Source organism: Pectobacterium polonicum, from assembly GCF_005497185.1.
GTDB lineage: Bacteria > Pseudomonadota > Gammaproteobacteria > Enterobacterales > Enterobacteriaceae > Pectobacterium > Pectobacterium polonicum.
Window position 1 is genome coordinate 1 of the sequence record NZ_RJTN01000015.1, and the last position, 25,013, is coordinate 25,013.

23 protein-coding genes, 1 rRNA gene and 1 riboswitch are annotated in these 25,013 nt (G+C 53.5%); of the genes, 8 read left to right on the forward strand and 16 right to left on the reverse strand.

Going from position 1 to position 25,013, the window contains the following annotated elements:
- The 3 genes from EDI29_RS14820 to btuB all read right to left on the reverse strand — a co-directional run.
- Positions 1-474, reverse strand: a 16S ribosomal RNA gene (locus tag EDI29_RS14820); the annotation flags it as partial.
- Positions 475-854: 380 nt separating this feature from the next.
- Positions 855-1,712, reverse strand: coding sequence for a glutamate racemase (gene murI / locus EDI29_RS14825; protein ID WP_137741503.1), 858 nt, complete (start codon positions 1,710-1,712; stop codon positions 855-857).
- Positions 1,657-3,510 (reverse strand): TonB-dependent vitamin B12 receptor BtuB, encoded by a 1,854-nt coding sequence (gene btuB, locus EDI29_RS14830; RefSeq protein WP_137741504.1) that lies wholly within the window; start codon positions 3,508-3,510, stop codon positions 1,657-1,659. The genes murI and btuB overlap by 56 nt, the downstream gene beginning before the upstream one ends.
- A 66-nt stretch (positions 3,511-3,576) precedes the next feature.
- A riboswitch (cobalamin riboswitch) is annotated at positions 3,577-3,809 on the reverse strand.
- A 131-nt stretch (positions 3,810-3,940) separates the two neighbouring features.
- Here btuB and trmA point away from each other — a divergent pair.
- The gene (gene trmA, locus EDI29_RS14835) at positions 3,941-5,044 is read left to right on the forward strand and encodes a tRNA (uridine(54)-C5)-methyltransferase TrmA (protein WP_137741505.1); all 1,104 of its coding nucleotides are present in this window, start codon (positions 3,941-3,943) and stop codon (positions 5,042-5,044) included.
- Positions 5,045-5,084: 40 nt separating this feature from the next.
- On the opposite strand, the gene EDI29_RS14840 is transcribed toward trmA, so the two are convergent.
- Entirely contained in the window at positions 5,085-5,471 is a 387-nt protein-coding gene (locus EDI29_RS14840; RefSeq protein WP_137741506.1) for a YijD family membrane protein, read from the reverse strand.
- A gap of 32 nt (positions 5,472-5,503) precedes the next feature.
- The gene (gene fabR, locus EDI29_RS14845; protein WP_048263022.1) at positions 5,504-6,133 is read right to left on the reverse strand and encodes an HTH-type transcriptional repressor FabR; all 630 of its coding nucleotides are present in this window, start codon (positions 6,131-6,133) and stop codon (positions 5,504-5,506) included.
- A 212-nt stretch (positions 6,134-6,345) separates the two neighbouring features.
- Between fabR and sthA the strand changes: the two genes are divergently transcribed.
- Positions 6,346-7,752, forward strand: coding sequence for a Si-specific NAD(P)(+) transhydrogenase (gene sthA / locus EDI29_RS14850; protein WP_137741507.1), 1,407 nt, complete (start codon positions 6,346-6,348; stop codon positions 7,750-7,752).
- Here the strand turns inward: sthA and oxyR are convergent.
- From oxyR to metB, 10 genes are all read right to left on the reverse strand, one after another.
- Positions 7,744-8,652, reverse strand: coding sequence for a DNA-binding transcriptional regulator OxyR (gene oxyR / locus EDI29_RS14855; protein ID WP_010281486.1), 909 nt, complete (start codon positions 8,650-8,652; stop codon positions 7,744-7,746). The two genes, sthA and oxyR, sit on opposite strands and share 9 nt — an antisense overlap.
- A 492-nt stretch (positions 8,653-9,144) precedes the next feature.
- On the reverse strand, positions 9,145-10,041 hold the full coding sequence (gene metF / locus EDI29_RS14860) for a methylenetetrahydrofolate reductase (protein ID WP_137741508.1): 897 nt from the start codon (positions 10,039-10,041) through the stop codon (positions 9,145-9,147).
- Between the two features lie 528 nt (positions 10,042-10,569).
- The gene (locus tag EDI29_RS14865; protein ID WP_137741509.1) at positions 10,570-11,331 is read right to left on the reverse strand and encodes a phosphodiesterase; all 762 of its coding nucleotides are present in this window, start codon (positions 11,329-11,331) and stop codon (positions 10,570-10,572) included.
- A gap of 48 nt (positions 11,332-11,379) precedes the next feature.
- On the reverse strand, positions 11,380-12,384 hold the full coding sequence (locus tag EDI29_RS14870; protein ID WP_137741510.1) for a LacI family DNA-binding transcriptional regulator: 1,005 nt from the start codon (positions 12,382-12,384) through the stop codon (positions 11,380-11,382).
- Positions 12,381-13,187, reverse strand: a complete 807-nt coding sequence (locus tag EDI29_RS14875; protein ID WP_137741511.1) for an ABC transporter permease — start codon at positions 13,185-13,187, stop codon at positions 12,381-12,383. The genes EDI29_RS14870 and EDI29_RS14875 overlap by 4 nt, the downstream gene beginning before the upstream one ends.
- Positions 13,184-14,023, reverse strand: a complete 840-nt coding sequence (locus EDI29_RS14880) for an ABC transporter permease (RefSeq protein ID WP_137741512.1) — start codon at positions 14,021-14,023, stop codon at positions 13,184-13,186. Before EDI29_RS14880 ends, EDI29_RS14875 begins: the two co-directional genes overlap by 4 nt.
- A 70-nt stretch (positions 14,024-14,093) precedes the next feature.
- Entirely contained in the window at positions 14,094-15,227 is a 1,134-nt protein-coding gene (locus EDI29_RS14885) for an extracellular solute-binding protein (protein ID WP_137741513.1), read from the reverse strand.
- Positions 15,228-15,249: 22 nt separating this feature from the next.
- Entirely contained in the window at positions 15,250-16,416 is a 1,167-nt protein-coding gene (locus tag EDI29_RS14890) for an ABC transporter ATP-binding protein (RefSeq protein ID WP_137741514.1), read from the reverse strand.
- 217 nt (positions 16,417-16,633) lie between these two features.
- Entirely contained in the window at positions 16,634-19,069 is a 2,436-nt protein-coding gene (locus EDI29_RS14895; RefSeq protein WP_137741515.1) for a bifunctional aspartate kinase/homoserine dehydrogenase II, read from the reverse strand.
- A 2-nt stretch (positions 19,070-19,071) separates the two neighbouring features.
- A complete protein-coding gene (gene metB, locus EDI29_RS14900) occupies positions 19,072-20,232 on the reverse strand; it encodes a cystathionine gamma-synthase (protein ID WP_010299271.1) in 1,161 nt (386 codons plus the stop codon).
- Between the two features lie 186 nt (positions 20,233-20,418).
- Between metB and metJ the strand changes: the two genes are divergently transcribed.
- The 6 genes from metJ (at position 20,419) to EDI29_RS14930 (ending at position 24,446) form a co-directional block, all read left to right on the forward strand.
- Positions 20,419-20,736: a met regulon transcriptional regulator MetJ gene (metJ, locus tag EDI29_RS14905; protein ID WP_005973355.1), complete on the forward strand. Its 318-nt coding sequence runs from the start codon at positions 20,419-20,421 to the stop codon at positions 20,734-20,736.
- Positions 20,737-20,952: 216 nt separating this feature from the next.
- Positions 20,953-21,750, forward strand: coding sequence for an ABC transporter ATP-binding protein (locus EDI29_RS14910; protein WP_137741516.1), 798 nt, complete (start codon positions 20,953-20,955; stop codon positions 21,748-21,750).
- A 9-nt stretch (positions 21,751-21,759) separates the two neighbouring features.
- Entirely contained in the window at positions 21,760-22,722 is a 963-nt protein-coding gene (locus EDI29_RS14915) for an ABC transporter substrate-binding protein (protein WP_137741517.1), read from the forward strand.
- Positions 22,719-23,729, forward strand: a complete 1,011-nt coding sequence (locus EDI29_RS14920; protein ID WP_039508126.1) for a FecCD family ABC transporter permease — start codon at positions 22,719-22,721, stop codon at positions 23,727-23,729. Before EDI29_RS14915 ends, EDI29_RS14920 begins: the two co-directional genes overlap by 4 nt.
- A gap of 99 nt (positions 23,730-23,828) precedes the next feature.
- Positions 23,829-24,008, forward strand: coding sequence for a type II toxin-antitoxin system HicA family toxin (locus EDI29_RS14925; protein WP_137741518.1), 180 nt, complete (start codon positions 23,829-23,831; stop codon positions 24,006-24,008).
- Between the two features lie 27 nt (positions 24,009-24,035).
- The gene (locus EDI29_RS14930; RefSeq protein WP_137741519.1) at positions 24,036-24,446 is read left to right on the forward strand and encodes a type II toxin-antitoxin system HicB family antitoxin; all 411 of its coding nucleotides are present in this window, start codon (positions 24,036-24,038) and stop codon (positions 24,444-24,446) included.
- Between the two features lie 81 nt (positions 24,447-24,527).
- Here the strand turns inward: EDI29_RS14930 and rpmE are convergent, their stop codons facing one another.
- Complete coding sequence (rpmE, locus tag EDI29_RS14935; RefSeq protein WP_010281510.1) at positions 24,528-24,743, reverse strand: 50S ribosomal protein L31; 216 nt, start codon at positions 24,741-24,743, stop codon at positions 24,528-24,530.
- Positions 24,744-25,013: the final 270 nt, after the last annotated feature.

A 25,013-nucleotide genomic window follows, 5' to 3' on the forward strand; every position in this document is an offset into this window, starting at 1 on the left:
TGAGAGTATTAATCTCACCGCCTTCCTCCCCGCTGAAAGTGCTTTACAACCCGAAGGCCTTCTTCACACACGCGGCATGGCTGCATCAGGCTTGCGCCCATTGTGCAATATTCCCCACTGCTGCCTCCCGTAGGAGTCTGGACCGTGTCTCAGTTCCAGTGTGGCTGGTCATCCTCTCAGACCAGCTAGGGATCGTCGCCTAGGTGAGCCATTACCTCACCTACTAGCTAATCCCATCTGGGCACATCCGATGGCAAGAGGCCCGAAGGTCCCCCTCTTTGGTCCGAAGACGTTATGCGGTATTAGCTACCGTTTCCAGTAGTTATCCCCCTCCATCAGGCAGTTTCCCAGACATTACTCACCCGTCCGCCGCTCGTCACCCAGAGAGCAAGCTCCCCTGTGCTACCGCTCGACTTGCATGTGTTAGGCCTGCCGCCAGCGTTCAATCTGAGCCATGATCAAACTCTTCAATTTAAGATTTGTTTGATTTGCTGAACTCGTCAGCGATGCTCAAAGAATTAGTAACTGTTTATTCGTAATGAATTTACTGTTGTTCACTCTTCAAGACTTTTTTATATCGTTAAGATACGGTCTTGTGAGTGCCCACACAGATTGTCTGATTATATTGTTAAAGAGCAGTGCCACTTCTTCGGTGGCGCGGGCTGCATATACTATGCTAATCCGCTTTAAAGTCAAGTCATTACTGACTGCCTTTCGTAAATCTTTTTCCTGTCACCACGACCGCGTGTCGCTGTTGCCGTGTCAGTGGAGGCGCATTATAGGGACTTCTCGGCGGCTGACAAGTGCTAAATGCAAAATAATTATCGTTTGTCTACTATTCACCCACAAAGCGATTAAAGTGGCAGTTTTTCCAGCGAATCGAAGCCATAACGCTGCAATATTGGCCACAGCGTAGCGACTTTAGGCGTAATCGTCAGGCAATAAACCAGATTTTTATCTGTAGAAAGTGGAGGATTATCCAGATTAGCAATCAGCCATGCCGTTCTTTTGGCTATAGCAGCGCCTGAATCCACAAGACGTGTACCATCTGGCAGAGCCATTTTCAGCTCTTCTGCTAACAATGGGAAATGCGTACACCCGAGCACGACCGTATCGGGTGGCTCTGGCAGACGTAGCCAAGGACGCAGAATTTTTTGCAGTTCGGAAATTGAGATCGTCTCACCCTGCAATTTCGCTTCTGCTAACTCGACCAGTTCTGACGATCCCAATGACAGAATCTGGCAATCCGTCGCAAAACGGGCAATCAGTTCATGCGTATAGGGACGTTGAACCGTTGCGCGAGTCGCCAATAGGCCAACAACGCCGTTGCGTGTCAGCTTAGCCGCCGGTTTAACCGCTGGGACAACGCCCACGACAGGGAAAGCAAAGCGCTCACGTAATGCAGGAAGGGAAATCGTACTTGCCGTATTGCAAGCAATCACAACCAATGCGAGCTGATGACGTTGTTGGACTGCGCTAACAATCTCAACCACGCGCTCGATAATAAACTGCTGTGATTTCTCACCATAGGGAAACGCTTCATTATCGAATGCGTATATATAGTGAAGATCCGGCAAGAGCTGCCGGATTTCATCATAAACAGACAGCCCGCCTACGCCGGAATCGAAGACCAGAATCGTAGGACGGGATGGCAGGTTAGAAGGTATAGCTTCCTGTGAGATAGTATTCTCGCCCTGCCGTGCGGTAGCCATATGCCGTCTCATAATCTTTATCAAACAGGTTGGCGATTCTACCACGAACTGTCAGATGAGAGGTGATCGGATATGAGGCGGCGAGATCCCAGAGACTTACGCCACCAAGCTTGACAGAGCGTTCAGGAAATGTACTGAAATCCTTGTCATAACGCTGGCCGAGATAATGGTATGTAACGCTCCAGTCAAGATCGTAGAGTTGCCAATCCAACTGATATTTAACTTGCTGCTTAGCTCGGCGAATCAGGACCTCATTGGTGATAGCGTTGCGTGGGTCAACATAATCATAGCTAACACGATGGCTTACAGGCCCAGTATCAAAAGTAGCTGTTGCTTCAATGCCCTTAATTTCAGCTTTATCTATATTTTGAAAAACCCAGTTAGTCCCACTCGTTGAAGTGATTAGATTGTTAATATCATTACGATATCCAGAAATTCGCCATGTAACTGGCCCACTAAGGCCTTCAACCCCGCCTTCCCATTGTTTGCTTTCTTCTGGCTGAAGTGCTCGGTTGCTCCCTGATCTGCCATACAACTGCCCCATATTTGGCGCTTTAAATGCAGTGCCATAAGAAGCTATTAAACGGTAGCCATCAATGAATTCCCAAGATGCTCCTGTTTGCCAAGTGTTGTGCCAACCGAATTCAGATTGATCGTCACCACGTACAGAACCTTCAAGCACTATGGAAGAAAAGCGTTGCTGGCCAGTAAGGTAAACTCCCGTATTGTGCTGACTTTCTTCGCGGTTTACGTTGGTTGAATCGGGTTTAATGACCTGATCTTGCCAATCAACACCAGCACTCACCGTACCCGAACCTACTTGCAGCGTATTGCCCCACTGCGCATTGTATTGCTGAGAATCAACTAACGTCGCACTGCGCTCATATGGGCCTTTTTGCGCATCGTAGTCGTAATCCTTGCTATGGCTGTAGCTTCCGATAAGTTGTGTGGCATAAATGCCATTCTGATAACGCAAGCCAGAATCCCAAGTTTGACCATAGAGTTGGCGCGTATCATGTCCAAACCCATCATAACCAGTGCGGTTGTCAAACCCGTAGCTACGTAAAAAGCCGCCAAACTCATCACTAAACCGATGGCTGACCGCGCCATAGAGTAATTTACTCATAAACCCATCACGATCTGGCTGACGCGGCGCATCTGCGGCGGCAACATCAAACCCTTTCGTATAAGTATAATTACCAGCAACAGTCGCCGTTGTGCTGTTACTCAACGCTTGTTGCGTTACTGCATCATAAGATTGATACCCATTAGAGCCGATACCAGCGGATAGCGTCGTATCGTTCTTCTCTCTGGTAGTAATAATGTTTACTACGCCGCCAATCGCATCAGAACCATAAACCGCAGAACGTGCGCCACGAATATATTCAACTTTCTGCACCAGTGAGAGGGGGATTTGGCTGAGATCAGAAGAACCGCTAATACCAGCCTGATTTAGGCGAATACCATCGATCAGTACCAACACATGGCTAGAGTTAGTCCCACGAATAAACAACGAACTTTTTTGCCCTAAGCCGCCATTTTGTCCGATGTCCACACCCGGCAAACGACGCATAACATCAGTTAGGCTTTTAGCCTGCCAGCGGTCGATCTCTTCTCTTGTCACTACAGTCGTGGGCGCCAGCACCGAAGAAACCGGCTGTGCGAAACGGTTTGCGGTTACCACTATGTCATCGGTATTTTTTTCCGATGACGAATTTGGAGATGAACTGTTTTCCTGTGCCCAGCCAGAAAATGCCGTGACGGAAAGCGCCGTCAGCAGCGAAACTTTTTTAATCATTGTTAAAGCATCCGAGAAATAATAAGGATGCCGCAGGCTCTGTTAATAGCACGCGATATGCAGAACCAATTGCGACGTATTCCGGCAGGTCTTCGGGCTTGGATGCCGTTGTTACCACAAACCGTCAACGACGGTAGGGCGTACAACGAAAGCGATGACTTCCCACCCTCAAAGGATGAAGGCAGTGTCTGCATAATAATGCTATCGCCGGGGCTTTCCTTACCGCTGCGCGTCAGCTCCAGATTTACACTGGATTCCCTTTTGACTTGTGAAACAAGGCCGGACGCCCATCCTACAATCGCACATTACGGAAGTCTAGACTTCTATATCACTACAGGATAATAACGTAACAAAACTGGACTTCCTGGCCGGATTCCCTACAATTCCCGGCCAATAACCCCCTTTTAGACGCTGTTCAGACGAGAAAACCATGACGCCAGAAATCCTGCCTATCGAAGACTATGACGACCAGCTTGCAGAGAAAACCGAGCGTCTACGTGGAATGATGGCACCTTTCAATGCACCGGAGCCTGTCGTCTTCCGTTCTCCCGTCAGCCACTATCGGATGCGCGCCGAATTCCGTATTTGGCACGAGGGTGACGAGCTTTACCACATCATGTTTGACCAGCAAACCAAACAGCGCATTCGGGTCGATCGCTTTCCGGCAGCCAGTGAACTGATCAACCGCCTGATGCCGGAGCTGCTTGCCGCCATTCAGCCTGACCCCGTACTGCGCCGTAAACTGTTCCAGATAGACTATCTGTCGACCCTAAGCGGCGAAGTGATCGTTTCTCTGCTGTATCACCGTGCACTGGATGAGGAATGGCAGCAACATGCCCGTGCGCTGCGCGATAGCCTGATAGCGCAGGGGTTCCGTCTACAGTTGATCGGTCGCGCGACGAAAACCAAAATCTGCCTCGATCGAGACTATGTCGATGAATGTCTGCCGGTTGCAGGCCGGAATATGATTTATCGACAGGTGGAAAACAGCTTCACGCAGCCAAATGCCGCAATCAATATTCAGATGCTGGAGTGGGCGTTGGATGCGACAGCGGGATCGACAGGGGATTTGCTGGAACTGTATTGTGGTAACGGTAATTTTTCACTCGCGCTGGCAAGAAATTTCGAACGCGTACTGGCAACCGAAATCGCCAAGCCATCCGTCGCGGCAGCACAATATAATATCGCCGCGAATCAGATAGAAAACGTGCAGATCATCCGCATGGCGGCAGAAGAATTTACGCAGGCCATGCAGGGCGTGCGTCAGTTTAACCGTTTACAAGGCATCGACCTGACAAGCTACCAGTGCGAAACCATTTTTGTTGACCCGCCGCGCAGCGGACTGGATGACGAAACAGTGAAACTGGTGCAGGCGTATCCGCGTATTCTTTATATTTCCTGCAACCCAGAAACGTTGAGCAACAACCTGCAAACGCTATCGGAAACCCACGACATTCGCCGTCTGGCACTGTTCGACCAATTCCCTTACACCCACCATATGGAGTGTGGCGTGCTGTTGGAAAAACGTCAGTAACACACGCAAACTGGCGGGTCACCCCGCCAAAACGCATTCGTTACAGCGTATCGCTCTCTTCTGCTGAGACGGGCTCCGTCGCTTTTCTACGACGCAGTTTCAGGCCAATCCAGAAAACCAATGCCACGCACAGGATCGACGGAATAAAGTTCGATCCAATAGCGGGATATTCCACGCGCACGATAGTGCTGTAAATCAATAACCCCAGCAGAAAACTGGCCGCCGCCAGCATCGGAATGCCTTCCGGCATACTGTGGTGCAAATAACGTTCATGCAGGCAGTAGATCGACAATACCAACGCAATCAGCGGAAAAATCGAGAATGGAACAATACTGCTGAACAAGGCGGCAAATGCGCCGTTGACGGATAAGCCCGCAATCAGCGCCAGAACCAGCGTACCTTTTTCTTGATGAGGTTTTTCTGTCATGGTTTCTCCCTTCTCATGTGGGTATAGAGGATTTATGGCACGGTAAAGCTGCTGTCGTGTTCTTTTCTGTACCAGTAATAAGCGCCTTTGGCGATCATCCGCAGTTGCAGCACCAGCCGTTCTTCCAGCTGTTTACGCTGTTCCAGAGAAACATCCAGAGCTTCCGCCCCCGCGCTGAAAACAATGGTCACCATCGCTTCTGACTGCGCTTCTGCGAAGCTGCGAGGAATATGATTTTCCACCTCAAGATAATCCGCCAGCTCAGCGATAAAATGCTGAATCTCCCGCGCCACCGCCGCACGGAACGCCGCCGATGTCCCCGAGCGCTCACGCAGCAATAGCCGGAAGGCATTAGGATTATTACCGATAAACTCCATAAAGGTGGAAACCGACGTCCTGATTACGCTACCGGTTTTGGCAATACGTTGCCGAGCCTGCCGCATTAGCTGGCGCAGCATCAGCCCGCTTTCGTCGACCATTGTCAGCCCCAGCTCATCTACGTCACGAAAATGACGATAGAAAGAGGTCGGCGCGATACCTGCTTCGCGGGCCACTTCACGCAAACTCAAGCTGGTAAAGCTGCGCTCAGCGCTTAACTGGCTAAATGCAGCTTCGATAAGGGAACGACGGGTCCGTTCTTTTTGTTGTGCTCTGACACCCATTATGCTGCCCAAATGATCTACTCCCTTTTCCAGAGGGGCACTATAGCAAACTTTATTGTCCGCAGAATGAGACAAAGTTTGCCATATTAAGAATGTGAAAATCTGTTTCCATAGTAAAGGCAGGGATGATTGGGTTCTGCCACAGTCGATGCTACAATCGCACGATGTTAAGGCCACGTTATTATTTTGTATAAAAACAGGTTTAACCTACCATGACTCTACAACATCAATTCGATTACGATGCCATCGTTATTGGTTCCGGTCCCGGCGGTGAAGGCGCAGCAATGGGATTGGCTAAGCACGGTGCCAAAATTGCGGTGATTGAACGTCACTACAATGTCGGCGGCGGCTGTACCCACTGGGGTACGATTCCTTCTAAAGCCCTCCGCCACGCCGTCAGCCGCATTATCGAGTTCAATCAAAACCCCCTCTACAGTGACAACTCCCGCATTATTCGCTCCTCATTTTCTGACATCCTGCGCCATGCCGACAGCGTCATTGGTCAGCAAACCCGTATGCGACAAGGGTTTTATGAGCGTAATCAGTGTGAGCTGTTCTCTGGTGAAGCCAGCTTCATCGACGCCCATACGATTGCCGTTCATTACCCAGATAATACCCATGAAACGCTGACCGCCGCGAATATCATTATCGCGACCGGTTCACGTCCGTATCATCCGGCAGACGTCGATTTCGACCACCCGCGCATTTACGATAGCGACTCTATACTGCAACTCGACCACGAACCTCAGCACGTTATCATCTACGGCGCGGGCGTTATCGGCTGCGAATACGCCTCTATCTTTCGCGGCCTGAGCGTTAAGGTCGATCTAATCAACACCCGCGATAGGTTGTTGGCCTTTCTCGATCAGGAAATGTCGGATGCGCTGTCCTACCATTTCTGGAACAACGGCGTGGTTATCCGCCATAACGAAGAGTTCGAGAGTATTGAAGGGCTGTCTGATGGTGTCATTGTCAATCTGAAATCTGGCAAGAAGATGAAAGCAGACTGCCTGCTCTATGCCAACGGGCGCACGGGGAACACGGAAACGCTGGGGCTGGAAAATATCGGCCTAAGCACCGACAGCCGCGGGCAGCTCAAGGTCAACAGCATGTACCAGACCGCGCTGGCGCATATTTATGCCATCGGTGATGTTATCGGCTATCCCAGCCTGGCATCGGCCGCTTACGATCAGGGCCGGCTCGCCGCGCAGGCGATCATTAAAGGCGATGCCAGCGCGCATCTGATCGAAGATATTCCCACTGGCATTTATACCATCCCGGAAATCAGCTCCGTGGGGAAAACCGAGCAAGAGCTCACCGCGATGAAAGTGCCTTATGAAGTCGGGCGGGCACAGTTCAAACATCTGGCACGGGCGCAGATTGTCGGGATGAACGTGGGGAGTTTGAAGATTCTGTTTCACCGCGAAACGAAACAGATTTTGGGTATTCACTGCTTTGGTGAGCGCGCCGCTGAGATTATCCACATCGGGCAGGCCATCATGGAACAAAAAGGTGAAGGTAATACTATCGAATACTTCGTTAATACCACCTTCAACTATCCAACCATGGCAGAAGCTTACCGTGTGGCGGCGCTGAACGGATTGAACCGCTTATTTTGACAGGTTTTCCATATAACCTTGCATGTGCTCGCGGATGGTATCAGCAAGTTGCTCATAGCGTCCGCGCAGCGGTGAACCGGGGCGATACACCAGCGCGATAGTGCGCTTGGGCTCCGGTTTATAACATGGCAAATAGCAAACGCCATCGCGCTCACGCTCACGCGGTACCGACAACGACGGCAGCAGCGTAATCCCGCTTCCGGCGGCGACCATGTTACGCAGTGTTTCCAGGCTAGTCGCCCGGAAATGCGTATCTTCATCCGCTCCAGCCTGGAAACAAAAGCCCATCGCCTGGTCGCGCAGACAGTGGCCATCTTCCAGCATCAGCAGCTTTTCACCCGCCAGATCGGACATCGCCACGCGTTCGCGGTTCGCCCAAGGGTGATCCTGATAAATCGCTAGCTTCATCGGCTCGTCAAACAGAGGAACTTCGATAAAGGCTTCAGATTCTTTCACCATCGCCAGAATGGCACAGTCCAGTTTGCCGCTGTCCAATTGCGCGAGCAGTTGATGGGTTTGCGCTTCGTGCAGATACATTTCGAGTTTGGGGAAGGTGCGATGCAACATCGGAATAATTTGCGGCAGCAGATAAGGCCCCACAGTAGGGATCAAGCCAATATGCAACGGCCCCGACATGGTTTCGCCCTGCTGACTCGCCATCTCTTTTAATACCTTGACCTCGCGTAATACCGTTCGCGCCTGCTCGACCAGCAGCAGCCCGGCTTGCGTAAATAGCACTTTACGACTGGTACGCTCAAGCAGCATCACGCCTAACTCATCTTCCAGCTTGCGAATCTGTCCACTGAGCGTGGGCTGACTTACATGGCAGGAATCTGCTGCACGCCGAAAGTGACGATGTTCTGCCAGCGCGACAAGATACTCTAAGTCCCGAATATTCATTATTATTCTCCTTATCATGATAGCTAACAGCGATAGATAGGATATCAACGAACGACAATCCCTATCAACATCCAAAATGAATAATATATCCCACCGAAACGTGCTTGCTTATTGCAACCTCCCGTCACGCTATAACGAGCAGGCTAATATATTCAAGTGATTTGACGATGACAGCATTTTGTGTTCTTCGGTCAAACAAAGAGACGTGATGGAGGCAGGGAAATACGATGCGTAGGCTGGACGATCGGCAATACAAATAGGCACAAAACGACAGAGGGAGTACGTGGGGGCTGGCAAGGTTTATGTAGTCAAAGGAGCAAGAGAAAAAATGATTCAGCCCGTTATGGCACATCGAAACATACGAATAGGAATCTCATCCCTGAGACTCCTCCCTTTCCAGGCTCCCACAAGCCATAGATTCAGCTATTCCAATACCTAAATCTATCGCAACGGCGTGGCAGCCTTTTTCTTCCTGAAATCTTGCGCGCTACCTTAACGCGTGACTTCTGGGCGCACACCCAGCGTGTGGCAAATCGCGTAGCTCAACTCAGCGCGGTTCAACGTGTAGAAGTGGAAATCTTTTACCCCTTCGCGGCTCAGGATTTTCACCATGTCCATCGCAATAGAGGCACCGACCATTTTGCGGGTTTCCGGGTCGTTATCCAGACCGTCAAACACACTTGTCATCCAGTTCGGCACGCGCACATTTGTCATCGTGGCAAATTTTTGCAACTGCTTAAAGTTTGATACCGGTAAGATCCCCGGCACGATCTCTACGTCGATGCCCGTTGCCACGCAGCGGTCACGGAACCGCAAATAGCTTTCTACATCGAAAAAGAACTGTGTGATAGCGCGATTCGCACCCGCGTCAATCTTATGCTTTAGGTTAATCAGGTCAGCCTGCGCGCTTTTGGCTTCAGGGTGCACCTCAGGATAGGCAGCAACCGAAATATCGAAATCACCAACCTCTTTCAGCAGGGAAACCAGATCCGCCGCATACATGTCCGGCTTACCGCCTTCTGGAGGCAAATCGCCACGCAGCGCGACAATATGGCGGATACCGCTCTGCCAGTAATCCTGCGCGATTCCACGCAGCTGTTCGCGCGAAGCGTCAATACAGGTCAGATGGGGGGCAGCTTCCAGACCGGTACGTTCTTTAATCGTTTTGATAATGCTGTGAGTACGGTCACGCTCACCAGAATTTGCCCCATAAGTCACGGAAACAAACTTAGGCTTTAGGCTGCTCAATCGATCAATCGAGCTCCACAGAGTTTCTTCCATGTCGCTGGTACGTGGCGGGAAAAATTCGAATGACACATTAATCCGTCCCTGTAATTCCGCCAGACTTTGATTCAGCGCTTCCCGCTGGTTTGCGTGAAAAAAGCTCATACCTGCTACCCCGTTGACCGTGACTGTTATTATCATTCGCTACACGTCTATACGTTTAGACGTCTATATAGAAAATGACGTAATCCGCTTAAAGAGTCAACGTTTTTCAGCCCGGTAGGTGGTGATGATTACTCACGGTAAATGAAAAAATTTCATGATGGGTTTCCCGCAAAAGTGCTGTCTCTTCGTCACATTGTTATGTCAACGCGGAGACAGTTTCGTGCGCGATAATGTCGTTATTTTCATGCTACTTCGTAGCACGCGCCCGACATGGGGCGGCTCAAACGCCGCTCGCCCCATGACCCCAGGCTTTCGGCGGGAATTATGCCGCTGACGCGGTTCCATCGGTGTTCCTGACCGCTAACCGAGCCGCCAGTGACGCGTTCCCTACGCGGCACTGGCTTTCGCGACGTCCTGTCGCTCACTCGGCGGTCAAGCCCACCGCTGCATAATTTTTTACGCCGGATAACAGCAAAACCGCCTCTCAGACTGCATAAAAAATGTGATTAAACGAAAGAGAGCACGTCATCAGCCACTAGGGAAATCGTGAAAATGTACGGTATGACCTTCTTCCGTCGTCAGAAAAATGGCGTACTGCGGGGCTTCCAGACTGGTTTCAAAGCCCGGAGCGAAACGCAGGGCAGACTGATGGTTGGTGCCGCGTATCGTGGTGAATGATATCCCTCGCCAACTTCCGCTGGCAGGCCGATGCACATGCCCCGCGGAAATATGCCGCACGTTACCGAAGCGATGACATACCTGATACAGCGCGTCTGCCGCTTCGGGTGCCAACCGAACGTCATCAAGCGCCGGAAGCCCAATCGACATGGGAGGATGGTGCAGGAATAGGAATACATTTTTTCCTTCCGCGGCCTGAAGCTGTCGTTCAAGCCATGTCAGCCGTGCTGAACACAGCGTTCCAGCTACCTCACCGACATGCAGCGAATCCAGCAGAATGACGCAATCATCACCCACCGCGCTCGTGCTCTGTACAAATCCGTATTCGTCCACCTGCATCGGGAACTGGGCCAAAAACATTTCCCGGTCGTCGTGATTCCCCATCGTCACACGCCAGGGAACCTGTAGCTCAGCCAGTGCCGATGCCAGAAATGCATAAGATGCCGCACTGCCGTCATCGGACAGATCGCCAGAGATGACCACCAGATCGGCATCGCGATGATGGGCATTGATATCGGCAATCGCCGCTTTCAACTGCTGCGCTGGATCGCGACCGTGTAAATGGCCACCCTGTGCGATCAAATGAAGGTCGGAAAGTTGAATCAGTTTCATCGTTATCCTCGGTTTTTACTGTCCATGCGCTATCACCCGCCAATGCCGTTACGCCGACTGGCGGCGGATTAACGGAGCCGCCACTTTCGCCCGGCACGCGGGTTCTTGTACCTGAGACTGGCGTCGGTCAAGCAACGCCAACGCCTGTGCCGCCATCGTTGCCGGGTCCTGACGAAACGTTGTCAACGCATAGGCATCCCATCCTGCGGCCGGAATATCGTCAAACCCAACAACCATAAGATCCTGCGGCACGGCAAGCCCACACTGCTTTGCGCGATCGATCACGCCAAACGCCACTAAATCGTTAACACAGAACACCGCGTCCGGTCTGGCAACTTTCGGGAGCGAAAACAGAGCCTGCCCCACCGTCAGCCCGTCGTCATAATCCGTATCACCACCGCGCACCACGGCCACAGGCAGCCCTAGCCGCTGAGCCTCATCACAAAACGCCTGTTCACGTTCCATGATATTGGGCGTTGCCGACGCCGCGCCAGCCAGAGCCAGACGTGTTCTTCCTGATGAGGCAAACAGCCGCGCGGCCATCCTTGCTGCGGTATCATTATCAATGTGTACGCTGTCACACGCGGGTTCGTGCCGCCCGATGACAATCAGCGGCTGGCCGTTTAGCTGCGCCAGTTCGACAAATTCTTTCGGCGGCGAACCAGAAAGCACAATCGTTGCTTCCGCACGGTGACCAAACAAAATGGAACGCGCTGCGGCCATCGCTTCCCGCACATGGCTGGTGTTGATAAGAACAGGAATCGAGCCGCGTTGAATTAACGCCTGCGACAACTCTGCGACCAAATTGGCACGAAACCCGACTTCAGGGTGCGTCACCACCAGCCCCACCAGACGGCTGCTGTTCGCCAGCAGGCCACGCGCCAGATCGTTAACCTGATACCCTAACTCTTGTGCCGCGGTCATGACCTTGGCATAGGTAGCAGCCGACACGCTGGCGCCGGGGGTAAAACTACGAGATACCGCCGAGCGCGATACACCCGCTCGACGTGCAACATCCTGTGCGCTGACATAACCCGGTTTACCCACCGTCATTTCCCAATCCTTGCCATGACGTCGGCCTTCAAAAAACGTTCCACCACCAGCATGAACAGAACAGAAGGAATCAGCAGCACCAGCGCGGTAATAGAGGCGATCTGATAGTTACCGCCCGCCCCTGCGGTATAGAGCAGCAGCGGCATCATCTGTACATCCGGTGCCCCAACGAAGTAGCTGCCGGTAAATTCATCCAGCGATTCGAGGAAGACGAAGATCGCTGATGCCATCAAACCTGGCATAGCCAGCGGCAGGGTAATATCGACAAAGGCACGCCACGGCCCGGCGCCAATCGACCGTGCCGCCTGTTCCATTTCACGCCCCACTGCCGAGAATGCCGCCGAGGCAATCCAGACCGCAAACACCAATCCGTGAACCGTGTGAACCAGCACAACCCCCAGCAACGTGCCGTTTAGTCCCCACTGATAAAACAGGCGGGCAATATTGACGTACACCGTCAGATTCGGAAACGCCTGTGGGATCAGGAATATCAGCAATATCAATCCACGAGCAGGCAGCGGCAGGCGCGCCAGCGCATATCCCGCCGGAATCGCCAGCGATAGCGAAGCCAGCACCGTGAACACCGCAACCAGCACGCTATTTCCCAACGCTTCCCACGCCACACCGCGCGGCGAAAATACCCGCTTCCAGAAGGCAAAGCCCCAGTCATTCGGCAAGAGATGCGGATAGAACCATTTTTCCGCTACCGACCACAGCAGGAGATTAGCCAATGGCCCAAAAATCAAGAAGATTAGTGTCCCCAGAATCAGCATTCTCGGAACCCACCACAGTACGTTCTTCATGCCTTCTCCCTCATGTTCAAGCGGAGATAAATCACAGCAAACAGGCCAGTCATCAGCAGAGAAATCACCCCCAACGCATTCGCTACGCCATAATCGCCGTAGGCGTTAATGCGGAAGGCAATATTAGCGGTGAGCATCGTCGGCGACTGGGCGTTGATCATCATCGGCACGGACAGTACCGACATCATGGTGACAAAAGAGAGAATGAGCCCAGTGAGCAGCGTTTGCCCAACCTGAGGCACCACAATTTCACACAGGATTCGCAGGCGCGATGCGCCTAAATTACGGGCGGATTCGATCATCGTGCGATCCAGTGACGCCATCGCGCCAGCTACCAGCAGCGCCACAAACGGCGTCTGTTTCCAGACAAAGGCGAACACGATGCCGCGCCAGTCCAGCCAATTGCTGGCGCTGGCTATATCAACAATACCGAGCGTATCCAGCGCGCCATTCAGCCAGCCGTTTTTGGCCAGAAACGTGCGTAAAATTTGCCCGGTCACGATAAACGGAATAAACAGCGGCCAGCGATAGACCCAGCGCAGCAGCGCCACCATGCGCGGGCTTTCCCCCAGCGTCAGGTAGCCGCCGATCATGACGGACAGCAGGCCGATCAGCAGCGTCGCGAGGCTCACAATCAGTAAGGTAAACAGGATATCGGGCAGATACAGCGTCAATGCCGTGACAAAATTATCAATGCCTACGCCATTCTGACTGACGAAAGCGCCCCCAACCGACAGCCCCAGCGGTACGATAAAACAGACAGCCACCACCGCCAACGCGGGTAGCACAAGCGCGATCCCCGCGAGTCGGGAAGAGAATTGGGATACTTGCAACATGAAGGTCTCCGCGCTCTGACCTCATCCCGCCAGAGCGCCTGTAATACTAAGGATATATACAGCGAGTGGATTATTTCGCCATCGCCTGCTCATAGGCGTTTAAAATCGCAGTGTGATAAGGCGCGATAGGGAACGTCTTGCCTTTGCTCGCCAGCTCATCCGGCGTCACATCGGTGAACAGACGCTGCCATACCACAGGCTTTAGCTCGGCCTGAACGTACTTGGCATCGATCCCCGGATACCAGTTAAAGCGCTCTACAATTCCTTCAGCCTGTACTTTGGCGCTGGTTGCCAGCTCGACAAACTGTTTAGCCAGTTCACGATTCGGTGCCTGCGCGGGGATGACATAGTGCATCGGCTGCCCTGGCATACCCGGTGCAGGAAGCAGCAGCTTAAAGTTGTCCGGCAGTTGTCCACTCGCTTTCCAGGAATAGAACATGTCGACCCATACCGGCCCCATGGCAATTTCGCCACGGCTCAACATGTCGAGCGTGCCCGCATTGCCCGGCGTCAGCGTCACGTTCTTGTTAAAGGCTTTCAGGCGTTCAAACGCGGGTTGCCATTTCTTCGCTTCCGCCTCATCAAACGGTCCGTTCATTAACTTCTGGGCATCGCCGCCGTAAGCGTAAATCCAGCCCATGACAAAGCTCACGCCCGATGCACCGCCTTTAATACCGTTGTAGCCGAACATCTTCGGATTCGCGGCTGCCCACTGTTGGATTTCGTCATAACTTTTAGGCGGATTCGCTACCATGCTGGGGTTATAGGCCAGCGCCGTCTGGCTACTGAACATCGGCATGACATAGCCTTTCACGTCTGTGCCCATGGCTTTATCCGCAGCAGCCATGCTGACCAGCTTGCCGCTGGCGATATCATCGCGATATTTCAGCAGGTCGCCCTTTTGCACCATCGGGCCGACAAATTTCTCATGCACGACCGCCACATCGGTGTCCCAGACTTTGGCACCGGCGGCCTGCTGTGCATTGAAACGCTCAAGAATCTTCTGCGACCCTGCATCACCTGGCCCAGTGCCGACAGCGCGTACTTTCACGCCGGGATGCTGCTTTTCAAACAGCGGCCCTAAGTATTCATTCACATAGTCGACCATGTTCTGGTCGCCCGCCGTCAACACCGTTAATTCCTGTGCCTGTACCGCCGCCAGCGGCGTACTCATCATCAGCGTTGCAGCAAAAATGCGTTTCATATCATTTGTCTCCAATTCAGGATCAGGCCGTCAGGCCGGGAAGCGAGGAATAACGTGAAGTGGTATTGGGTTCCGCTGTCGAAGAGGTAGCCTCTTCTGCCAGTGGGAAAAGAAACAGCGCCTCGGCGGGAATCTGCACGGCAACCCGCTGCCCGATAGCATAGGGATGTGATGCATGAACCTGTATCCGCCAGGTGCCGCTGGAAATCGTATGCAACCAGTATCCGCCGGGGTAGGTCTGTGCCTGTACCGTGCCGTAGCGCATCAACATGCCGGGCTGAATGAGCGGAACCTCTGCTGGATCGTAAAGTTGAGCAGCCTCCGCGCGAAAGCGCGCTTCTATCGGGCCGGGCGGTAGCGACGTGTTTACCGGCACCAGTGAATGGCTTTCTGTATCCTCAGGAATCGTCAACGTATCGCCATCATAGCGCGCTTCCAGCACGAGCCGATTCTCCGCCCCCATAAACGCCGCGACAAACGCGCTGGCCGGATGGTGGTACACCTCTTGCGGGCTACCCGCCTGCATGATGCGACCCTGATTCAAAATCACGATACGATCCGCCATCACCATCGCTTCTTCCCGATCGTGCGTCACGTGGATCGCAGTCAACCCCAGCCGCTGTTGCAGCGCACGGATCTCATCACGTAGCTGTAGGCGAATACGGGTATCCAGATTGGAGAGCGGTTCGTCCAGCAGCAGAATATCGGGCCGTACCGCCAGCGCACGACCCAAGGCGACGCGCTGGCGCTGTCCACCAGACAGTTCCGCTGGCTTACGAGCGCTCAGGCCCGTCAAACCCAGCATGGTTTCCAGCTCAGCCACCCGGCTGGCAATTTCCGCACGCGGGACGCGGCGCAAACGCAGTCCGTAAGCAATATGCTGCGCCACCGTCATGTGCGGCCATAGCGCATAGCTCTGAAACACCAGCGCCATTCCGCGTTTCTCTGGCGGCGCTTGCGTCATATCCTGCCCGTTAACGCGAATCGCCCCCGCTCGTGGTGACGAGAATCCAGCAACCGTACGCAGTAACGTCGTCTTGCCGCATCCTGACGAACCGAGCAACGCCACGAACTCGCCCTGCGCAATCTCCAGATGGATATCGTTCAATACGGCTGTCGTGCCGTATCCAACATGTAGATGGTCGATGACAATGTGCGGGGCTGCCGCAGAGGAAGTTGTTTTTTGCACAGCTGTGCATTCCACGATAAGCAAACAATGCGCTGATTGTGCGGTGACATCGTGTCAGTGGCGTGTTGCCACCGTGACATTTCAATGACACGAATGACGGGGAAAATAGCAGCGAAAACGTTTTAGCGAGAAGGGAAACGAGGGAATGGGTCTCTTAGTATTGGCCATCTCCCCATACGCGGAGACGGCCAACGGTATATTGCGCTTACAGCAGATTTTACAGTAACTGTGCCAGACGGTTTAGGTCAGATTGAAGCGCACCCGCCGTGACATCGCGCCCTGCACCTGGCCCACGGATAACCAACGGGTTATCCCGATACCAGCGGCTTTCAATCGCAAACACGTTATCACCCGGCAGCAGCGAGGCCAGCGGATGATCGGGGCGAACCGCTTCAACGCCCACACGCGCTTTACCATTGCTGTCAAAGCGTGCGACGTGACGCAGAACTAAGCCCATTTCCTGTGCCGCTTCCAGACGTTGCAGCATCTGCTCGTTCAGCGAATCGCCGTTTTCAAAGAAGTAATCGACTGATCCCTGTTCACAGCCCGGCGGCACTAGCGACTCAACCCGCACCTGACTCGGTTCGATATCATATCCCGCCTCACGTGCCAGAATCACCAGCTTGCGCATGACGTCCTGACCGGAAAGGTCAACGCGCGGATCGGGCTCCGTCAGCCCCTGCTGGCACGCCTGATCGACCAGATCGGTGAACGGTACGGTGCCATCGAACTGCAAAAACAGCCAGGAGAGCGTGCCGGAGAAAATCCCGCTGATCGCCAGAATACTGTCGCCACTTTCCCGTAAATCGCGTACGGCAAAGTTGACCGGCAAACCTGCGCCCACCGTCGCGTTATACAACCAGTGGCGATCCGTTTTCGCGAAGGCATCACGAATCTGGCGATAGTTATTGCCGCCGGATGCACCTGCCAGTTTATTGGCGCTGATGACATGGAAGCCGTAGCTGGCGAAATCCAGATACAGATCGGCGACCGACTCACTGGCTGTCACATCCAGCACCACCAAATCATCAAAGGGGTGCGCACGCATCCACAGGAACAGATCTTCACCATCCCGCTCTTGCGCTTCACTTTCGAAGAAAGCCAATGCGCGGCTGGCATCCAGCCCGTCATAGTTCAAGAGACTGCGCGTGCTGTCCACCACACCAGCCAGTACAAACTCAAAGCCGGTACGGGCAGACAGGTTGCTCTGCTCACGTGCAAACAGCTCCAGCCAGCGTGAACCAATATTTCCCTTACCGAACAGCACCAGACCAATGCGCTTTTCGGCACGGAACAGCGAATGGTGCAAACCGCGAATCAAATGCTCTGTCGGACCAACGCGCAGAACAGCGACCAGACTGATGCCATCATCGGCCTGGCGGACAAATTCAATCGGCTGATCTTTCAACTGCTGATAAAAACGGTGGCTGTGCAGCGGATTTTTACCTACACCCGCCCCGACCATCGCCACCATCGCTAATCCATCACGCTCGCTGAGTTCCACAGGCAGCTTGGCCTGTGTCAGCAACTGTAATGCGCTCTCCACCACTTCGGAGGTGTAACACAGTTGCAGCAGGCTACGATCCTGATGTGCACCTATTGCCAGTGGTTTCAACTGCGCACGGTTCAGAAGCTGTTCGACCTCTTTTTGCAGCAGCACGAAATCGTGTTCGGAAGGCACCTGAACTTCAATCAGGCACACATCATCATGGCTGGTGACAATTTTGGCACCCGTCCCTGAGGCCAGCACGCGTTCGATACGCGTCGACCCTTGTTCAGGCTGATAGCTGCAACGCAGTTGCAGATCGATATCGCTACCGGAAACGGGCTGTAAAGTACGCGTATGCAGCACTGGTGCTGCCAGACGTGCCAGTTCGCTGGCTTCATCCAACCGCAGCAGTGGCAGCAGACAAGCATCTTTTACTTTGCGTGGGTCAGCGCTATACACCCCGGCGACATCGCTCCAGATGGTGACACGTTCAACCCCAGCCAGCGCACCGATTTGCGTCGCGGAGTAGTCACTCCCGTTGCGCCCCAGCAGTACCGTTTCACCCGCGTCATTGCGGCAGATAAAACCGGTTACCACTAAACGCTGCCCTGAATGTTGCGTCAGATATTGCTGCAACAGCGGCCAGGAACGACCTTCATCAACCTGCGGCTGCGCGGCACGTTCCGCGCAGAGAAAATCACGCGCATCCAGCCAGGCTGCATTCATATCTCGATGATTCAGTACGGCCGACATCAAACGAGCTGACCAGATTTCACCGTGTCCAACCACTTCGGCATAGACGGCATCCGTCATCTTGCCATCCAGCAGCGCAGCCAAACGCTCCAGATCGCGAATAAACTGGGCTGTCAGCGCCTCTGCCTCTTGCGCAGGCAAAAGCCCGGTAATCAGTTCACTGTGATAGCGACGTAATGCCTGTTGAACCTGATGCGCCGACAGACGATCGCTCTGGCTCAGTTTTAACCAGCTAATCAACTGGTTTGTGGTACTGCCTGCGGCAGACACCACCATCAAATCTCCGGGGTGGCTATATTCCGCCATAATACCGGCTACGCGCAGGTAACACTTCACATCGGCCAGACTGCTACCGCCAAACTTATGCAGTTGTCGGCCTGTTACCGATGGCGCTACTCCTAATGCACTCATTCTTACCTCTTGGCTGCGGCTTGAAACGCACGATCCAGATCGGCAACCAGATCATCGCCGTCTTCAATGCCGGTAGAAATACGCAGTAATGTTTCAGAGATACCCGCTGCGGCACGCGCCTCCGGTGCCATACCCGCATGCGTCATCGTTGCCGCATGCGAGATTAGACTCTCAACGCCACCTAGCGATTCCGCCAGCGTAAACAGCTCCAGCGAGGCCAGAAAACGCCGCAGAGTGTCTTCATCTCCATCCAGCTCAAAACTTAGCATAGCGCCAAAGCCAGATTGTTGACGGCGGGCAATATCATGGCCGGGATTGTTCGGCAGTGAAGGATGATACAGTGCCTTCACCAGTGGCTGCGTCTGTAAGAATTCAACCACTTGTTGCGCATTACGCTGCGCGGCCGCCATACGCGGCGATAAGGTACGCAGGCCACGGAGCAGCAGATAGCTGTCGAACGCCGCCCCCGTGACACCAATGTTGTTCGCCCACCAGGCCAGTTCAGTAATGGTGTCGGCATCTTTGGCGATCACCGCACCTGCGACCACATCAGAGTGACCATTCAGGTACTTGGTACACGAATGCACCACCAGATCGGCGCCCAGTTCCAGCGGCTTCTGCAACGCCGGGCTCAGGAAGGTGTTATCCACTACGCTGACCGCGCCTGCTTCCCGCGCAGCCTGACAAATCGCGGCAATATCCACGACGCGCAGCAGCGGATTGCTCGGGCTTTCCACCAGCACCAGCTTCGGTTTTTCTGCCAATGCGGCATTGAGCGCATCGGTATCACTTTGATCGACAAATTTAACGCGAAACGCCCCGCGCTTGCTCAGGCTGTCAAACAGACGATAGCTGCCACCGTAGCAATCATGCGGTGCCACCAGCAGATCGCCGGGACGCAGGAATACCGTGCAAACCAGCATAATCGCCGACATTCCGCTGCTCGTCATTACCGCACCAGCGCCACCTTCCAGTTCGGCAAGCGCACGCTGCACGACATCACGCGTAGGGTTACCGCGACGCGAATAGTCGTGTACGCGTGGCTGGTTGAATCCGGTAAAGTTATACGTGCTGGAAAGGTGAATGGGGGGGACGACGCAGCCATACTGCTCGTCATCATTTAACCCACTGCGGACTGCGATCGTTGCCTGTTTACGCGTCATCGGCTCTTTTCCTGGCTGGAGACTGAAAAATAGGAACTTAAGAGTAAACGCAGTTTTAATGGACGTCAACACATCTAGACATCTAAACTTCTTTGCGTATAGATTGAGCATAAGCATAATAACCGCTAGAATTGTGGCATTTCATGACAGATGCTGTCTTCATTAGATTAATTTTTAAGGTATCCCATGGCTGAGTGGAACGGCGAGTATGTCAGCCCTTACGCTGAACACGGTAAAAAAAGCGAACAGGTCAAGAAGATAACAGTATCTATTCCCTTGAAAGTATTGAAGATACTAACTGACGAACGCACACGTCGTCAGGTGAACAACCTGCGCCACGCCACCAACAGCGAGCTGCTGTGCGAAGCGTTTCTGCATGCGTTCACAGGACAACCGTTGCCGAATGACGAAGACCTGCGTAAAGAACGCAGCGATGAAATTCCTGAAGCAGCGAAGATCATCATGCGTGAAATGGGCATCGACCCGGATACGTGGGAATACTGATCGCGTTTGCACTATCGATTTTCTTGCTAACCCCGCCTCCCCCGGCGGGGTTTTGCTATGTAGAAAACCCTCATTCTTCCTATCGCGCCTTTAACACCCGCCACCTTATCTTCTTTCCGCCGTTTCCTTTTCCGCTCATGTTGTGAATCGGGATTGCATTTAATTTGTTATGTTATAACATATCTTTTTTAGCGTATAACGATGATATGTCGCATCATGATAGAGCCACTCTCCAACAGCCCCGTACTGCTACAGCTTCACCATGTTTCCGTTGCCGACGCTAATCGGGCTCCGAGGCTCAGTGATATTTCGCTGTCCATGCAAGTTGGAGAGCGTTTGGCGCTGGTTGGCCCCAACGGCAGCGGCAAGTCCACGCTGTTACGCGTGTTAACCAGCGAACTCGGCGCGACAACGGGGTACATCCAGTTGAACGGCCAGCCGTTGAACACACTCAGCCGCCATGAACGAGCAACGCGCATCGCAATTCTGGCGCAGAACGATGCACCGGATCTGCGTTTGCGGGTCGCGGAATACGTCGCCTTAGGACGAATTCCACATCACGGGTTCAGTACGCCTACGCAGGATCGCCAACTCATCGAAGAAGCGCTGGACGATACCGGATTATTACCGCTGCGCCACCGCCTGCTGGGTACGCTCTCCGGCGGGGAACGTCAACGCGCATCGCTGGCGCGCGCTTTTGCACAAACGCCGCAGCTCCTGCTGCTGGATGAACCGACTAACCATCTCGATCCGTTAGCGCGTGCGCAGTTGCTGTCTCTGGTGCGGAAGCGCGGTATTTCAACGCTGGCGGTGCTGCACGATCTGCCACTGATTACCCCCTTTGCCGATCGCGTTGCCGTTTTGCAGCAGGGGGCGCTACTCCGCTGGGGAACGCCTGCGCACGCGCTAAGCGCCGACTGTGTGAAATCCGTATTTGGGATGGAGAGCTTTACGGTGCCGCATCCGCTAAACGGCTCACCCATTCGCATCTTTGAAGCCCCCGAACTGCACTAAGGAACCCTGATGAAAATAACGCTTCTATCTGGACTGCTGGCATTGACGTCATGCTGGGCGCACGCCTCTGGTTTTCCGGTCACGGTCGACAGCTGTGGGCAACCGCTAACTTTTACCCAGCCGCCGCAGCGAGCCGTTATTCATGACCTGAATATGGCCGAGATGGCGTTTGCTCTGGGCTTACAAAAAAATATCGTCGGGCTGACTGGGATCACCGACTGGTATAAGGCAACGCCAGACTTTATCCAACAGCAGGGTACGATCCCTGAGCTGGCAGCAAAATACCCGACGTTAGAAAACCTGCTGGCCGTACACCCGGATTTTTTCTTTGCTGGGTGGAACTACGGCATGAAAGTGGGCGGCGAAGTCACCCCGCAATCGCTGAAAAAATACGGCATTCAGACGCTGGTACTCAGCGAAAGCTGCGTGTTCACCGAACAACAGCAACAGCGTCCACGTGCCAGCATGGATCTGCTCTACGGCGACATGCTGAAACTGGGGAAAATCTTCGGTAAGCAGGAACAGGCTCAGGAACAAATTGACGGCTGGAAACAGCACCTTGCCGAACTGCGAACCCGCATTGGCAATCAGCCAAAGCAGAAGATTTTTCTGTATGACTCTGGCGACGATAAGCCCTTTACCAGCGGGAAATTCGCGATGCCAACCGCCATCATTGAAGCGGCAGGCGGCAAGAACGTGATGGACGATATGGAAACGAGCTGGGCTTCGACATCGTGGGAAAGCGTGGCGGCCCGCGAGCCCGACTTTATCATTTTGCTGGATTACCAGACGGGCAACGGTGCGGATGCGTTAAGGCGCTTTCTGGAATCACATCCGCTAATGAAATTTACCCCAGCCGTACAGCAGCATCGCTATCTGAAACTGCAATATGCAGAGCTAACACCGGGACCAGCGAATATCGCCGCCGTCGATAAACTGGCACGCGCACTCTACCCGGATGCCTTTAAGTGAACCCAACGTCTTCACGTTATGCCGCGACCGTCGTTATCGCGCTGCTGATATTGGTTGGGCTGATGCTGTTAAATATTGCGACAGGCAGTACGACGATTCCCCTTACGCAGGTCGCCAGCGTACTGGGGCTATCGTCGGCAGACGTCTCGCCGATGACGTCACGCATCATTCTGGAGCTGCGCATTCCCCGCAGCCTGCTAGCAGCGTTGTGCGGTGCAGGTTTAGCGATGGTCGGTGCCTTTTTGCAAACGGCAACCCGCAACGATCTGGCCGACCCTTTTCTATTCGGCCTATCTGCCGGAGCCTCGGCGGGCGCGGTCGCCGTCATCACTCGCTTTGGCGAGCAGCTCGGTGACTGGGCGCTGCCTATGGCGGCCTTCTGTGGCGGCATTTTATCGGCCGTCGCCGTGACGGTATTGTTCCTGCTGCAACAGGCGCGGGGCGCAGAGCGACTGATCATCTGCGGATTGGCAATCTCATTTCTGTTCGGTGCCCTGACGAACTATCTGGTGTTTTCCGGCGATCAGCGGGCAGCCAGCTCGATTCTTTTCTGGTCACTGGGCGGACTGGGTCTTGCCCGCTGGGATACATTACCGTTCGCGGTATTCAGCGTCCTGCTGCTATTCGGCCTCACCGCCCTGCGCTGGCGGGCGCTCGACGCTCTGCTGGCGGGCGGACAAACGGCAGCCTCGATGGGCGTTAATCTGTCCCGCGTACGGGTGGAAATTTTTATCTGCTGCGCGTTCGCCACGTCGCTGTTAGTCGCGCTGACCGGCGTGATCGGTTTTATCGGCCTGATGATTCCCCATCTGGCTCGCCCGTTGAGTGGCGTATTGCACAAGAAGCTGCTGCCGCTGACCGCCGTGCTGGGCGCGATACTGCTGTGCGGCGGCGATTGGCTCAGCCGACAGTTGCTCGCCCCCCAGGAATTGCCTATCGGGATTATTACAGCGGGATTGGGCGGCATCTTCGTTCTGGGGATGCTGGTAAAACGCCAGCAGGGGTGAAAAATGCAGGTTTAAAAATAACTCCAATAACCCCAAAACATTGCCAGATGGAGTTATTGGGGTTATCGTTATCGTAGTAAAGGGCTGCGGGGTGCAGGGATGGATAGCAGGACGTTAATAGCAGAAATCAAGGCCGATGGGTGGGAACTGATAAGAGTGAACAGAAGCCACCACCATTTTATGCCCCCTAGCAAACCGGGGTTAGTCACCATCCCCCACCCTAAGAAAGATTTACCGATAGGCACGGTAAAAAGCATCAGGAAACAGGCAGGAATATGATCATCGCTGACTCGAAGAGGCTGAATTATGTTTTATCCGATTGCAATTGAAGCAGGCGACGAGACCCACGCATACGGTGTAACCGTGCCAGATCTACCGGGCTGTTTTTCTGCAGGCGATACGCTAGACGATGCCATCGCGAATGCTAAAGAGGCGATTACCGGACATATCGGACTGTTGGTCGAGATGGGTCAGGATATTCCCACCGTGTCGTCAGTAGGCCAACTGGCAAAAAACGCAGAATACGCTGGGTACACGTGGGCGGTTGTTGATATTGATGTGACGCGTTTAATGGGCGCTTCAGAAAAAATTAACGTCACGCTGCCTAAGTCGCTGATTGACCGCATTGATCGTTGCGTGGCGAGTAACCCAGAATTTAAAAGTCGTTCGGGTTTTCTCGCACAGGCGGCATTAGAACGAATCTCATCTTCTCGATGAACAATGCTGATACGCCAAAAACAACAAAGGCACCTGTCGGTGCCTTTGCAGAAAGTTACTGTGCCAATTGGCCAGTAGAACTTATTTTTTAGCGCCTGGAACGGAGAAACGCTTGTTGAAGCGGTCAACACGGCCACCAGTTGCAACATCACGTTGTTTGCCGGTGTAGAACGGGTGGCATTCGCCACAGACGTCCAGGTTCAGGTCACGACCCACGGTAGAATGGGTTTTGATCACGTTACCGCAAGAGCAAGTTACAGTAACTGCAGAATAATTCGGGTGAATACCTTTTTTCATGGGGAAACCTCAGTTAAGGCCGTGTCGCTATCCAGCCCTGTTCCGCCAGACACCACACGAAAGTTGTATAAGTAAGTTTCATTATGCAAATGGCATAATGGCGGCGGATCATACAGAATCCGCTACCCCGATGCAATCGCATCCACACATTATCCCTCGCAGCATGTACACTAGCGCCTTGCCTTATTTTCTACCCGCGTCGCGTATGATACAGACCGCTCGGTTATGTCATTGATCGCCACGCAAATCACGTCGACTATCACGGAGAAG

Bases quoted from the DNA above. Each gene is read 5' to 3' on its own strand.
- EDI29_RS14840 (WP_137741506.1), bottom strand. From the start codon at position 5,471: ATGACAGAAAAACCTCATCAAGAAAAAGGTACGCTGGTTCTGGCGCTG.
- EDI29_RS14865 (WP_137741509.1), bottom strand. From the start codon at position 11,331: ATGAAACTGATTCAACTTTCCGACCTTCATTTGATCGCACAGGGTGGC.
- rpmE (WP_010281510.1), bottom strand. From the start codon at position 24,743: ATGAAAAAAGGTATTCACCCGAATTATTCTGCAGTTACTGTAACTTGC.
- oxyR (WP_010281486.1), bottom strand. From the start codon at position 8,652: ATGAATATTCGGGACTTAGAGTATCTTGTCGCGCTGGCAGAACATCGT.
- EDI29_RS14880 (WP_137741512.1), bottom strand. From the start codon at position 14,023: ATGTTGCAAGTATCCCAATTCTCTTCCCGACTCGCGGGGATCGCGCTT.
- EDI29_RS14910 (WP_137741516.1), top strand. From the start codon at position 20,953: ATGATAGAGCCACTCTCCAACAGCCCCGTACTGCTACAGCTTCACCAT.
- EDI29_RS14895 (WP_137741515.1), bottom strand. From the start codon at position 19,069: ATGAGTGCATTAGGAGTAGCGCCATCGGTAACAGGCCGACAACTGCAT.
- metJ (WP_005973355.1), top strand. From the start codon at position 20,419: ATGGCTGAGTGGAACGGCGAGTATGTCAGCCCTTACGCTGAACACGGT.
- metB (WP_010299271.1), bottom strand. From the start codon at position 20,232: ATGACGCGTAAACAGGCAACGATCGCAGTCCGCAGTGGGTTAAATGAT.
- metF (WP_137741508.1), bottom strand. From the start codon at position 10,041: ATGAGCTTTTTTCACGCAAACCAGCGGGAAGCGCTGAATCAAAGTCTG.
- EDI29_RS14875 (WP_137741511.1), bottom strand. From the start codon at position 13,187: ATGAAGAACGTACTGTGGTGGGTTCCGAGAATGCTGATTCTGGGGACA.
- fabR (WP_048263022.1), bottom strand. From the start codon at position 6,133: ATGGGTGTCAGAGCACAACAAAAAGAACGGACCCGTCGTTCCCTTATC.
- EDI29_RS14915 (WP_137741517.1), top strand. From the start codon at position 21,760: ATGAAAATAACGCTTCTATCTGGACTGCTGGCATTGACGTCATGCTGG.
- EDI29_RS14870 (WP_137741510.1), bottom strand. From the start codon at position 12,384: ATGACGGTGGGTAAACCGGGTTATGTCAGCGCACAGGATGTTGCACGT.
- EDI29_RS14930 (WP_137741519.1), top strand. From the start codon at position 24,036: ATGTTTTATCCGATTGCAATTGAAGCAGGCGACGAGACCCACGCATAC.
- sthA (WP_137741507.1), top strand. From the start codon at position 6,346: ATGACTCTACAACATCAATTCGATTACGATGCCATCGTTATTGGTTCC.
- EDI29_RS14885 (WP_137741513.1), bottom strand. From the start codon at position 15,227: ATGAAACGCATTTTTGCTGCAACGCTGATGATGAGTACGCCGCTGGCG.
- trmA (WP_137741505.1), top strand. From the start codon at position 3,941: ATGACGCCAGAAATCCTGCCTATCGAAGACTATGACGACCAGCTTGCA.
- murI (WP_137741503.1), bottom strand. From the start codon at position 1,712: ATGGCTACCGCACGGCAGGGCGAGAATACTATCTCACAGGAAGCTATA.
- btuB (WP_137741504.1), bottom strand. From the start codon at position 3,510: ATGATTAAAAAAGTTTCGCTGCTGACGGCGCTTTCCGTCACGGCATTT.
- EDI29_RS14925 (WP_137741518.1), top strand. From the start codon at position 23,829: ATGGATAGCAGGACGTTAATAGCAGAAATCAAGGCCGATGGGTGGGAA.